This is a genomic window from Alistipes sp. Marseille-P2263 (genome assembly GCF_018101075.1).
Taxonomy (GTDB): Bacteria; Bacteroidota; Bacteroidia; order Bacteroidales; family Rikenellaceae; genus Alistipes; species Alistipes dispar.
Genome location: NZ_JAGQEJ010000001.1, coordinates 15,461 through 27,725, shown reverse-complemented (window position 1 = coordinate 27,725; position 12,265 = coordinate 15,461). Strand labels below are relative to the sequence as shown.

10 protein-coding genes are annotated in these 12,265 nt (G+C 52.1%); all 10 read right to left on the bottom strand.

What is annotated here, in order from left to right:
- Positions 1-183: 183 nt before the first annotated feature.
- The gene (locus KB554_RS00120; RefSeq protein WP_211034550.1) at positions 184-1,170 is read right to left on the bottom strand and encodes a hypothetical protein; all 987 of its coding nucleotides are present in this window, start codon (positions 1,168-1,170) and stop codon (positions 184-186) included.
- A 419-nt stretch (positions 1,171-1,589) separates the two neighbouring features.
- The gene (locus KB554_RS00115) at positions 1,590-2,672 is read right to left on the bottom strand and encodes a BF3164 family lipoprotein (protein ID WP_211034549.1); all 1,083 of its coding nucleotides are present in this window, start codon (positions 2,670-2,672) and stop codon (positions 1,590-1,592) included.
- A gap of 52 nt (positions 2,673-2,724) precedes the next feature.
- Positions 2,725-3,024 (bottom strand): DUF1573 domain-containing protein, encoded by a 300-nt coding sequence (locus KB554_RS00110; RefSeq protein ID WP_211034548.1) that lies wholly within the window; start codon positions 3,022-3,024, stop codon positions 2,725-2,727.
- 99 nt (positions 3,025-3,123) lie between these two features.
- Positions 3,124-4,260: a hypothetical protein gene (locus tag KB554_RS00105; RefSeq protein ID WP_211034547.1), complete on the bottom strand. Its 1,137-nt coding sequence runs from the start codon at positions 4,258-4,260 to the stop codon at positions 3,124-3,126.
- Between the two features lie 506 nt (positions 4,261-4,766).
- On the bottom strand, positions 4,767-5,831 hold the full coding sequence (locus tag KB554_RS00100) for a BF3164 family lipoprotein (RefSeq protein ID WP_211034546.1): 1,065 nt from the start codon (positions 5,829-5,831) through the stop codon (positions 4,767-4,769).
- A gap of 57 nt (positions 5,832-5,888) precedes the next feature.
- A complete protein-coding gene (locus KB554_RS00095) occupies positions 5,889-6,218 on the bottom strand; it encodes an NVEALA domain-containing protein (protein WP_242116190.1) in 330 nt (109 codons plus the stop codon).
- Between the two features lie 295 nt (positions 6,219-6,513).
- Positions 6,514-9,459: a TonB-dependent receptor gene (locus KB554_RS00090; protein ID WP_141429765.1), complete on the bottom strand. Its 2,946-nt coding sequence runs from the start codon at positions 9,457-9,459 to the stop codon at positions 6,514-6,516.
- A gap of 142 nt (positions 9,460-9,601) precedes the next feature.
- A complete protein-coding gene (locus KB554_RS00085; RefSeq protein ID WP_211034545.1) occupies positions 9,602-10,054 on the bottom strand; it encodes a DUF4890 domain-containing protein in 453 nt (150 codons plus the stop codon).
- A 133-nt stretch (positions 10,055-10,187) separates the two neighbouring features.
- Positions 10,188-10,949 (bottom strand): LytTR family DNA-binding domain-containing protein, encoded by a 762-nt coding sequence (locus KB554_RS00080; RefSeq protein WP_211034937.1) that lies wholly within the window; start codon positions 10,947-10,949, stop codon positions 10,188-10,190.
- The gene (locus KB554_RS00075) at positions 10,949-12,256 is read right to left on the bottom strand and encodes a histidine kinase (RefSeq protein ID WP_211034544.1); all 1,308 of its coding nucleotides are present in this window, start codon (positions 12,254-12,256) and stop codon (positions 10,949-10,951) included. Before KB554_RS00075 ends, KB554_RS00080 begins: the two co-directional genes overlap by 1 nt.
- Positions 12,257-12,265 lie beyond the last annotated feature (9 nt).

Sequence of the window (12,265 nt, the reverse complement as noted above, 5' to 3'; positions counted from 1 at the left end):
TTCAGAGGCCGATCCGTTTATATTATTGGCGACTACCTACAAATAAAGTGTTAGGAAGCTGTTTTTCAGAACGATATCAATTCCTTCCACACGGATTCGAAGTCGTTTCTAATAGCCATTCTTTATTATTCAGAACGTTGCAATCTACAGTATCCCTTCACGGGGAAAACTTATCCGCGAGATTCATTTCGGATAACGGAACAGATAAAAGTTATTCTTCTCAGAACAGGCGTTGTATCCATAGAATATTTTATTCTTTTCATCGTAGAGAATATGGGTCAGCGGATGCGAAAGAGCAATCCGGTCCAACTGGCTGCCATCGTATCCGTAAACCTCCAATATGTTTCCTTCTCCGGATCCATCGCTCGCAAACAGACAAACAAACCGATCGCCCATACAGATAATATCGTTATAACCGGACGACACAGAATTTTCCGGACCGGTTATCACGCATCGGGGCAGCAGATCCGTCCCCAAGAGTTCGAAGATTTCGATTCGATCGGACTCCATATAGGCTTTAACGAGATGACGGCCATCCGTTGCAAGAAGATAGTCGTACTCCAAATATTGATCTTTCTCCGGATCGCGTTGTAAAAGTTCTTCCGCATAAGATACGACATTGCCATGTCGCAGGTTCACGATCGACAATTCATCTTTTTGGCGGTCAGAGGCCCGCATCGCATAGAATGAATCGTTCATCTGCAAAATATCGACATACGGTTTGAAAAGTGACTTGTCTTGGGTTCGGCGACCGACTATATCCAATACACATTCGGTCTCCAATGAATCATTCCGTACGAGATAGCGTGTCAATTTCCCGGCCGGAATATCGTAGAGTATTACCGCATTACGTTCAACGGTCTGCCCCCAGTTTGCCGCAATCAGCTCTCCCGGGCCCCGTCCTTTCCGGATATAGCTTCCGTGGTATTTCAACTCCGGAAGGCTCCACAATTGGAGGACACCATCGGCCTGAGACGTATATATGACAATATATCGGTCCGTCAATTTCCAATCAAGCACAGAGATTACCGAATCGGGCGTCACAAGATCGCCTTCCAGCGAGTTTACAACCTGCGGGTCTTTGATGACCGTCGGACAATTGGACCGCGTATCGGTACATGCCACGGCAATTATCGACCAAGCGAAAACAAAAGCGTATATTCTTTTCATAATCATTTTTAGAGTATTTCCTTTTTAGAAAGGCTCTATCTATTATTTAAAATATCTGCAACCGTTTCTACAATCACAACCGACTGCCACCGGATTGAGAGATTCATCCTGCGTCAAAGCCCCGATACTGGCATTCAGCAGATCGGAAGGAGCCGGCCGGTAGTTGCCATACGGGTGCTCCGGTGTCTTCGCTTTTCGGATGGCAGCCGGTCGAATCCTGCGCAAGCGGACTCAAGACGGTTGATCAGGCACGAGGTGCATCACGTGGTTCCAATAGGCCCGTCGGCCAGTGCATCGACCGATCGTCCTTCGCAACGAACCTTCAGATCGACAGGAAATCCGGCTTCACTACCGCAATCCTTTACAAGTCTGCATGCGGGAATATCCGACGAGCGTCAATGAGCAGCACGAAGAGCATATCAAAAATTTAAATCCGTTATATCATATTTTTGAAATTGCTCTGAAGTTCGGTCAAATGTATAAAGCGCGCCGTTTTTCAAGTCAAAGTCAAATGCCGTAGCCATATACGGAAGACGAATTTCAGCCAGAGGTTCACCGTCCCAGTCGAATAACTGGATAACGGGTGAAATTTTGCCGGGTTCCGACTCGAACTCTTTTTCAGTGGCCCCGAAATATAAGGCTCCGAAAAAATCCGGATAAGCCAGCAGATGCATGTAGGTGCGGATTCTCTCTCCGTACTCCCGGGCCTGAATGTCTTTCGTCTTATCGAGCCGCTTTCCGACGCAGATCGTCCGGGCGAACGAACCGTCCGGAGCATAGAGGTTGATGTGGTTCAGCAGGGTAGGAGCCTCCACAACTCGCCGCCGGTCGGGATTGTATTGGATCAATGTCGCCAGAATGTTGTAGTTCCCATTGCCGGGATCGACTCGGGATTCGTTCAGAGGAATGAGACACAAGGGCTCCGTACGCCGGCCGTTTTCGATGAAATATCGGATTTGCCGGGTTTCGTCCGATGTTATCTCCCGGCACATGAAGGTTGAGTCGTTGATATACAGGAATCGGAATGCCGTGGATACTAAAGAGTCCTTTATCGTGGATAGATGCAACCGCTTGCTTTCAAGTGTTCGGGTGACATTGAAACACTCCAGCCGTTTCCGGACCACGTTGTGCAAAGTAAAGCATAAATCGCCTTTTTCCCGATAGAAGACCGACTGGCTGATCCACGGAGGCATGATGAACTCCTGAGGACCATTCCCCAATAGCAGATAACTCCCCAGATTTCGGTGGTCTGGTAAGGAAAGAAAGGTCAGGAATCCGTTTTTGTTTGCCGTGGAGAGAATCAGCAGGGAGTCGTGGACAATGAAATCCTGTGTGCCGATGATTCCGAAATCCACACTTTCTGCATCCTGTGCCGTAAGCGAATAAGTGTGGGGAAACTCCCGGATATAACGAACTTCTTCGAAGGCCATGTGGGCTTCGGGATTCGTACTGCAACTGGACAAGACGAGACCTATCAGTACGATAGCCAGACTTTTTTTCATAAATACGGTTTTAAATAGCGCCTAATAAAATTATTAGGCGCTTTGAATTTAATTATATACAATCGACATTCGCCTTCCCGCCGGGCTGTACGGGCTTGCGGTCGTATGTGACCTGCGTGCAGTCGCACGACGAGTAGGCCTCTACCACCACGACAGGCTTGTCCGAACCGTTCCTGGCTCCGACGCGCACCTCACGGCTCCCGCCGAGCGGAAGCTCGCCCAGATCGACCGTCCCGCCGTCGAACAGCAGCACCTCGTCGGCGCCATCGGAATAATCCGACAATACGTTGAATTTCAATTTCAATATATGAAGCGATGCCGGAGTGTTCGCCCAGATTACGGTATTCAGCACATTCTCACCGATCTTATGGTACGTATCGACTTGTAGCCGGAGATGAATCCGGCCTCCCGGCTCCGCAAACACACAAAAAAAACTTTTGTACCGATCGTTTCATAACCGGAAGCGGTAAACCGTCAGTTTCTCGGCTTCTTCATCCTCGAAGACCTGCGAGTAGTAATAGGGTGCGTTGTAGCCCGTGACGCGGAATCCCTTCGGAACATCCACATCGCCCACGAGCACGCCATCCTTGTAAATCTGCAAACCGTCGGTGGCGGCATCCGCGCCTTTCAGATAGGAACGGAACAGGTAACCCGTTGCGTCGATATACTCCACAGTACCGTAATACCCTTTTTTCAAACGGTTTTTCCCGAGGTCCCGGTTCACTTGTTCCAATGACGCGATCGGCATATAATCCATATCCATATCGCGACCCGCGTGTCCGAATGCAACCAACGGCCGTTGATCCAGCGTGTATTTGTAAATCATCGAATCCGCCTCGAAATTGACATAGAAATTGCCCTCGCGATCAATGTCGAAGTTTACGCATCGGAATTCATAATACTTGTCTGAGTCGTTGAAGTACATGTCAGGATGACCTTTAAGCATCATAGGCATCGTTATTTTCTTTTTCCAATCAACCCGGCCGATATGAAACGAATTTTGCAAAAAATCGGTTCCGTGGCTGAAATAGTTGAAAGAAGATCGTACATACGATATCATTCCGATATAAATAATATCTTCATACATCCTGCAACTAAAATTATCACGGGCATACGAATACATTTCGAACCGCTCACGATCGGTGGTTGTCGGATCGTAAGGAACGACAAATCGAGCCTGAGCCTGATATGTATTATCGAATACGTCGAAATTCACGTTGGACCCCAACAAAGCCAATTCTCCGTTTTTCGAAAAGGCGTTTATGTCGATATGCTGTATGATCGTTTCCTTAGGCCCTCTGCCGACCCCCAATCGTCTTTCTATCAACCGTCCTTCCGGAGAAAATTCATACAGATAACTGAAATATTTGTCAATATAATAGATATTCCCGTTTTCGAGGATTCCGGAAAGGCCTTCGTACGAGCAATTGACGGTATCCAATACAATTCGGTCCAAAGCAACATTCCGATATGCAATTTCAGCCGGAGCATCGAAAACTTTTCCTTGCCAAAAGCCTGTTTTTGTTTTATTACATCCTGCAAGGGCTGCAACGACCAATATAAGACAGAGATAACGAAATCGGATCATAGTCATTTCAAATTAAAAACTCCTTAATTATCTACAGTACAACTTCTGGCGTTTCCCGGCTGACACCTACAAACGAGTCCTCCTCCGGACTCGCCTTCGGTCGGACTTTCATTATCGGCCAAGGCTTCCGCATTGGCAAATAAATTTTGCAGTTTCGACGATTCGGTGACTGACGCATATTTTTCATACTTGTAAAATTTAGGTCAATAATTAATCTGAATTTTACAGTCTCCGTAAAATAGCTCGCAAAATTCACTTTAAAGTTATATATTTTCTATTTAACAGCACAAATATTTCGACAAAAATTCTCACATATACACATGTAAGATATCAAGGAAATCAAAAAAAACACCTAAAAGCGCAGGTATATCCGCATATATAATAAAATTATTTATAATTATTCTTTGCAGAGCTCGCACAAAAAAAAGACACCGGGTAATCCGGTGTCTTCGCTTTTCGGTCCGAAGCCGCTGTCGGCGGAAGAGAGTAATGGCTGGAATTCACTATCATAGGGATTTTTTATCGGTTTTCGGAGTATATCTACATAATTTATACCGTCCGTTAGAATCATATCCCACTCCATATATCGTCCCATCATTATCGACAGCCATTGATTCAAGTGTATCATCTAAAGTATAAGACTTGACAGGATTTCCGTTTTGATCAAAACGAACTAATTGAGGTTTACATGTTTCCATCTTCGATTTTTCGACACCCCACACAAGTCCATAAATTGCATCATCCGTAAGGAAAACGTTTTCAAAACCGATGATAGATTCCGGAGATGTTGTTACCCACCGCGGTTTAGCTCCTTGGGCGTAACCATATCGAGGTTCGAAAAAATAGCGTATATTTTTTAATTTCAAACAGTTATTATCAATATTGAATATTTCCAATATTCCTCCTATATAAGTTGCGGCGACAAGTGTATTGCCGCTTGGACTTAATCTGACTTTTACTCCATAATCAGTTAAGGACCAATTAGTTTCTCGATCTTCGGATAATTGAGGATAATCATTATAAACAGAATGAAACGTTTGGGAAGAAGGGTCCCAAAAAGCATAGCGTAATTTATCGGTATTTCCTTTTAAAATAAAATTATTTTGATAATAAAGAGCTTGTTTTATGAAATTAGGCGCATTAAGAATTATGAATTCTTGATAATAGGACTCTTGATTTTGCAACAAATCAACAAGATCGAATACCACTATTTTCCTATAATTGGGGTCATATACAGTTATTAAACCGTCTCTATTATTAACTGAATTAATATCCATGAACTCTCCTGGACCACGACCTTTTTGGCCAAAACTTTTGAGAAATTCGCCATTGCTTTTTCTAAAGATATGGAAACATTTCGTTTGTTGATAAGAATCATGAACTATTAATAAAGAGTCCAAAATCATCAAATCTTTTGGCCAACTAAATAAAAACGTATCATTCAATATATTCGAAGCAAGATGCTCTGTTTGTTCAGGAATTATTGCTCCTTCGTATTCAATGGTATGCTTGCTGCACTGGCAACAAAACACTATAAACGAAATTATTCCTATTCTTTTTATTATATACATGCGGATCAGTTCTTTAAAGCATGCCGGCAAATAAAATACCGGCATGCTTGTGGATTACTAATTACATCTATGAGATCCTCTTAAATCACCTTTGCCGGATACGGATGTTCCGCATATACCACAACTTGCATAACAATCACCAGTATTTCCAATACAATTCCAAGTTGTAGCAGTTTCTCCGTTGGCCAACGCTTCGACATTGGCATTTAACAGATCAAAGGTATTCGATCGATCGGATATTGCGAATCCGGTCACAGCCGCGGCAACCATCAATACGACGGCTCCCGCAAAAATCAGTTTCTCTTTAATACATGAAATTTTCAGGTTAAAAAAGTCGTAGTTTTTCTCGAATTTTACAGTCGCTGTAAAGAAATCCGTAAAACCCACTTTAAAGTTATATATTTTCCATTTGAAAGCGCAAATATTTCGACAAAAAAATCCTTACATAATACACATGCCGGATATTAAGGCAATCAAAAGACACTCAAAGCGCAGACGAATTCACATATATAGTAAAATTATTTACAATCATTCTTTGCGGAGCTCGCACAAAAAAGACACCGGGAGATCCGGTGTCTTCGCTTTTCGGTCCGAAGCCGCTATACGGTCGGCGGTCTGAAAGGCTGTCTGCGGAAGGAGGTCCGGCCGGTGCGCATGCGAAGCGTTCCGCCGATTCTGAAAGTTACCGCGGACGGAACGGAGGAGGACCTCCCGGGCCGCCGGGCCCCATCCGACGGCGGCCTTCCAGGTGCTCCATGCCGTCGTAATCCTTGATATTCGTGGAGCCTTTTTTGCCGAAGCGGCGCAGATTGTAGGTAAACTGCACCATATAATAGCGGCCGATCACGCTGTTCGTGGCGTTCTGCGTCCATCCCGAACCCGTCGTGCGGGCGAATGCCTTGTTCTGATTGAACATGTCGTTCACGCCGACCATGATCTCGCCGCGTCGGTTGCGGAAGACTTTCTTGCCGACGTAAACGTTGCAGAGCGTGTAGTGGCTGTCGTAATCGTTCGTAAAGCCGATATACTGCGTGTAGGCCGCACTCGCCGTAAGCGTGAAGCCGAGCGGGAAGACCACCTTCAGATCCCCCTGCGCCGTATGGCTGAAGTAGCGGTTTTTCGAATCGGAGGCATCGAGCGAGTTGGTCGCCTCGTTGTACGTACCGTTCCACGCCAGCGTGAAATCGACGTTCTCGGAGATGTTGCTGCCCAGCACGGCGCGGAAGTCGTATCCCATATTGCTCGCGTCGTTGCGCTCGCCGCCCGAAATCATTCCCGTCGCCGCATCCACCGTACCGCCCAACATGCTCGGGGTCTTGCTGTAAACGATGCCCGCCATGACGTTGAAGTTCGACTTGAGGAACCCGATCGGGAAGCCGTAGCTCAAGTGGGTCATCAGGCTCCGGCTGCCGTCGAGATTGACCGGCATGGAATAGAAGTTGGGCGTATAACGCTGACCGTCTATTTCGATCGAGGGATTCTGCACCGTATGCGTGGCGATGTAATCCGACGTGCTCTGGAACGAGAACATCCACATGAACGTCCGGCCCTTCTCGACGTTCGAATTGACGTAGTGGAAATTGACGCGGTGCGAGTAGAAGGGTTTGAGCCCCGGATTACCGTGCGAAATGTTCTGTGCATCCGATATGTCGTAGACGCTCTGCAGGTTGGTCACCTCCGGATTGTCCGTATAGGAAGAGACGAACAGCCGCAGCGAGTTCTCACGATTGATGTTGAGCTGGCCCATCATGAAGTAGGTCACGTCGTTGTAGTTGTGGCGGATCTTCTCCGAACCGTTCTGCGTCACCATGCCGTCGAGCAACGAGCGCTGGTAGTAAACGTTCGCGATGAACGTGTTGCGCTCCTTCGAATAGCGGAATCCCGGACCGAAGCGATGCGTGGTGAAGTTGCTCTCGTAGGCGTTCGACAACTGCGGATCGGGCGTCAGTCCGGCGATCGAGAAGTCGCTGCCCGTTTCGTAGGAGCGTTTGTCGCGCTCCTGATGGTCGTAGGTGGCGCGGTACTGGAAGCTCACCTGCGCGTATTTGGCCACCGGTTCCGTGTAAGTGAACTCGCCGCGCAGGGTATGGCTGCGCGAAGGCGCCATATCGCGCAAGTAGCGCAACTGCACGTAGTCGTCCGGAATCCATACGCCGGTCGCGGGATCGGTGACAGGGCGGTCGGGAAGGCTGCCCAGTTGGTTGGAGTAGGAAGTGGCGTTGTTCTCACTGTCCGAATAGCGGAAACTGCCGTTGAGCGTGATCGTCCGGCCGTCCTTGCCCAGTTTGGCGCGGTAAACGGCGAATGTTCCGAGGCTGTATCCGCTGCGGAGGCCGTCGTTGAAGTTGTCCGTGCGGCTGTATCCGCTCTCGCCGTACTGCCAGCCCTGCGTCGTACTCCACGGATCGTTGGACTGGTAGCTGAAGTTCGGCCGGACCATCAGGTTCTGGTTCTCGGAGATTTTCCACTCCAGACGGGCGTTGAACCGGTGGTTGAAGCCCTTCGTGTCGGAGTAGCCCGTCGTCGAGAGGGTATCGACGGCCATCGGGGCCTCGTACCACTTCTGCGTCGTCGAACGGTTCGTGGTATTGGTGTTGTTGAAAAAATAGCTGCCCTGGAACGAAAGCTGGTCGCGTTTGCCCCACGTATCGGAATAGTTCAGTCCGACCGCATTGACCTTCGCCACACCGCTCTGGGGCCGCATCATGTACTGGCCCACGCCGCCGCGGCGTCCGCCCGAACCGCCCGTGACGCCGAGAATGTCCTCGAACGAGAAGTTCTGCTGATTGACGTTGTTGAACAACCCGATCACCGACACGCGGCTGTCGCCCGAGAAGATATTGACGTTGCCGCCGGCGATGTACTTGTGCTGCGACTCGGTCTTCGTGTCGGCGTCATAACCGTATCCGGCGTAGAGTTTTCCGAACTGTCCCTGACGCATGCCGGGCTTGGTCACGATATTGAGGGCCTTGTACCCCTCGCCGTCGTCCATGCCCGAGAACTCGGCCGCGTCGGAGAGCTTGTTGTAAACCTCCACGCGCTCGACGGCCTCGGCCGGCAGCGACTTGATGGCCGTCGTCACGTCCTCGCCGAAGAACTCCTTGCCGTCCACGAAGATTTTCTTGATCTCCTCGCCCTGGGCCTCCACCGTGCCGTCCGTGACGGTGATGCCCGGCATCTTCTTCAGCAGGCCCTCGACGTCGGCGTCGGTGGTCACCTTGAAGGCCCCGGCATTATAGCTCACCGTGTCGCCCTTCTGCGAGGTGCGCATGGCCTTGACCTCCTTGACCACGGTCTCGATCTGCACGCCCGGCTTGAGCTTCAGCACGCCGAGCGACACCTTCGGCGACGCGACGCGGAAGGTCGTATCGAGGGTGTTGTAGCCGAGGAACGATACCGACAGTCCGTACTCCCCGTAGGAGAGCGACGGAATCGACACCGATCCCTCGTAGGCGGAGGTGAGATACTGTTTCTTCTCCGGATTCCTGGCCGGTGTCACGGTCAGGACCGCGCCGACCACGCTCTCTCCGGTGTCGGCATCCACGATCCGTCCCGTGACGGCCCCGGTCTGTGCGGAGGCCGCCGCCGCGAAGAGCGCCAGCAGGGTAGTCAGTAGTACGTTTTTCATTTTATTTAATAACACTTGTTTGCACGCGCGAAGTTAATTCATTTCCCGCAACGGCGGTTCGACAGAGAGGCGAAACGGCAAAAAAAGGGCGCCAATCGACCGACCGGCGCCCCGGCTGCAACAAGCCGCCGAAAATCCGGTATCACTTCTTTCCCTTCATCTTCTCACGGGGACAGGGTCTGTCGCAGCATGCGCCCTCCCGGCATGCGGGACCTTCGGGCGCCTTGCGCATCATCTGCGGACCGCGGCGGGCTCCGGGATGCGGGCCCTGCATCTTGGACCACTCCATGAACTGCTCGGTCGAAAGGATCGACTTCATCTTCTCGGCCTGCTCCGCCCGCGCCTTGCGCATCGCCTCGCGATGGGCCTCCATCGTCTGCAACTGCTCGAGCGTCGCGGCATAGACCTGTTCGGACTGTTTTTCCGTGAGCTTCAGGCGTTCGGCCATGCGGTCCGTCATCTCGCGGGCCATCTGCTCGACGGAGGGGCGTTCGCCCGCTTCCGGACCCCGTTCCATACGCTGCGGCTGCGCGAAGGCGCTCGTACCTGCCGCCATGCAGAGGGCGGCGAAGACTGCAAAAATCGTCTTTTTCATCTTTTCCGAATTTTGGTTAAACATTCCCGGTTGTCGAAAACCGTTCCGGGGAATCGTCGGTACAAAGGTAACGCCAAACACGAAAACCCGGAGCGGACTCCGGGCGTAACGGCAAAAGGACGGGCCGAACCGCCTATTCGGCAGGGTGAACCGCCCGCAGCCAGGTCTTGAATTCGGGAACGCGGGCTTTGGAAATGACGATCCGCTCGGGGGTATCGACCGTAAGATAGAGCGTCAGACGGCTGCCGAACCACACGGCTATCTCCTTCACGGCGCGGCGCGCCACGATGAACTGCCGGTTGGCGCGGAAGAAATCGCGCTCGGGAAGCAAGGCCTGCAACGCTTCGAGGGTCTTGTCGAGCGGGTAGGTCTCCCCGTCGAAATCGCAGGCCGTGACCTTCTCGTTCGAAGTGTAGCAGTAGGCGATCCGGTCGCGCTGTAGGGGAATGATCCGGTCGCGCACGCGGACCAGAAAGACCTCTTCCTGCCGCTGCGCGGCGAGACTCCGCACGCGGGAGCCGTAGTCGAGCCGTTCGCCCGAGGTGAGCCTCCGCAGCTTCTCCAGCGCACGCCGCACGTCGTCGGCATTGATCGGTTTGAGCAGGTAGTCGATGCTGCTGACCTTGAACGCCTCGAGCGCATAGCGGTCGTAGGCCGTGGTGAAGATGACCGGAGCGGTGACCTCCACGGCGCCGAAGATGCGGAAGGAATCGCCGTCCGCCAGGTGGATGTCCATGAACAGCAGGTCGGGCTGGGGATTGGAACGCAGCCATTCGATGCTCTCGGCGACGCTTTCGAGCGTCGCCACGATCTGCACGCCGGGGGCCACCTCCCGCAGCACGGCGGCGAGGTTCCGCGCGGCGGCGGTCTCGTCTTCGATAAGCAGCGCCTTCATCATGGCTTGTCGGGATTGAGCAGCGGCAGCCGCACGGTGAACCGTTCCTCCGTCGAGAGAATGGCGATGTCACGCCCCGTGATGAGCTGCCAGCGGTTGCGCAGGTTCTCCAGTCCGATACCGGTCGAGGGCTCGGGTTCGAGCTTGGGACGCCGGGGATTCGAGACCTCCAGTATGCCGTTCTCCACGCGGATCGAGACATGGAGCGGATTGCTGCGCGTGATGGTGTTGTGTTTGACGGCATTGCCGATCAGCGGCTGGAGCGAGAGCGCCGGCAGCCGCCAGTCGAAGTAGCGCGCATCGACCGCGATGTCGAAGAAGAGTTTGTCGGCATAGCGGATCTTGAACAGATAACTGTACGCCTCGGCGAATTTGAGTTCCTCGCCGAGCGTCATGAGCGTGCTCTGGCCGTTCTGGATGATGTAGCGGAACGTGTAGGAGAGCTGGTCGATGTAAACGAGCGCCTTGTCGTCCTGCCGCTCGCGCACGAGCATCGCCAGCGAGTTGAGCGAGTTGAAGAAGAAATGGGGGTTGATCTGCCCGACGAGCAGATTGTAGCGCGTGGTGAGATTCTCGTTCTTGAGCCGCTCGTTCTCCACGACGACGGCCTGCCGCTGCGAGATGAGCACGTAGATGCGGCTGTACAGCAGCGAGACGACCACGGCGAACGAACATTTGAGCAGCAGCATGTAGTCGAACATGCGGCCGCCCATGAAGTTCATCACGATCCGCCCGGAATGCCATTCCGTGACGGGAGCCACGCAGTATAGCCCAACGGCCGCGGCGATGCACCACAGGCAGCGGCGCACGTAACGTGCCATCGAATAGTTCCGGCGCGACGAGGTGAGGATCGAGAGCATCACGAACGACATGATGAGGTAGAAGACCAGTTGCAGCAGCAGCTCCGTCCACCGCGAAGTGCGGTTGTAGAGGGCGCTGTAATCATATTCCGCATCGTTGAGCGTCCGCACCCGCTCCAGCACGGGATGTCCTCCGGCGTTGCGGGGCGGCATCAGATCGGCCACGATCCGGTCGCCCGCCTCGAGCCCCAGCCAGCGCATACGCCGCGAGGGGGTATAGACGCTGTCGCCGTTGGCGTAGATCAGATACCCGTATCCGTCGGGATGCACGAAAAGCGTACCCGCGTCGCGCCGTTCGGCGATCTGCTCGCCGGCGGAACGCGGCGGCGCCTCGCTGCTCTGCTCGACGAGCAGCAGGAGCAGGTACGAGAAATTGACCACCAGGCTGATCGCCACGGCGACCAGCAGGTTCAGCACGACGTCGGAATATCGGGATTGCAGCCGCATGGGAAGGGG

Excerpts from the sequence above, each read along its gene's own strand:
- KB554_RS00120 (WP_211034550.1), bottom strand. The coding sequence starts at position 1,170 with ATGAAAAGAATATACGCTTTTGTTTTCGCTTGGTCGATAATTGCCGTG.
- KB554_RS00115 (WP_211034549.1), bottom strand. The coding sequence starts at position 2,672 with ATGAAAAAAAGTCTGGCTATCGTACTGATAGGTCTCGTCTTGTCCAGT.
- KB554_RS00105 (WP_211034547.1), bottom strand. The coding sequence starts at position 4,260 with ATGATCCGATTTCGTTATCTCTGTCTTATATTGGTCGTTGCAGCCCTT.
- KB554_RS00100 (WP_211034546.1), bottom strand. The coding sequence starts at position 5,831 with ATGTATATAATAAAAAGAATAGGAATAATTTCGTTTATAGTGTTTTGT.
- KB554_RS00090 (WP_141429765.1), bottom strand. The coding sequence starts at position 9,459 with ATGAAAAACGTACTACTGACTACCCTGCTGGCGCTCTTCGCGGCGGCG.
- KB554_RS00085 (WP_211034545.1), bottom strand. The coding sequence starts at position 10,054 with ATGAAAAAGACGATTTTTGCAGTCTTCGCCGCCCTCTGCATGGCGGCA.
- KB554_RS00080 (WP_211034937.1), bottom strand. The coding sequence starts at position 10,949 with ATGAAGGCGCTGCTTATCGAAGACGAGACCGCCGCCGCGCGGAACCTC.
- KB554_RS00075 (WP_211034544.1), bottom strand. The coding sequence starts at position 12,256 with ATGCGGCTGCAATCCCGATATTCCGACGTCGTGCTGAACCTGCTGGTC.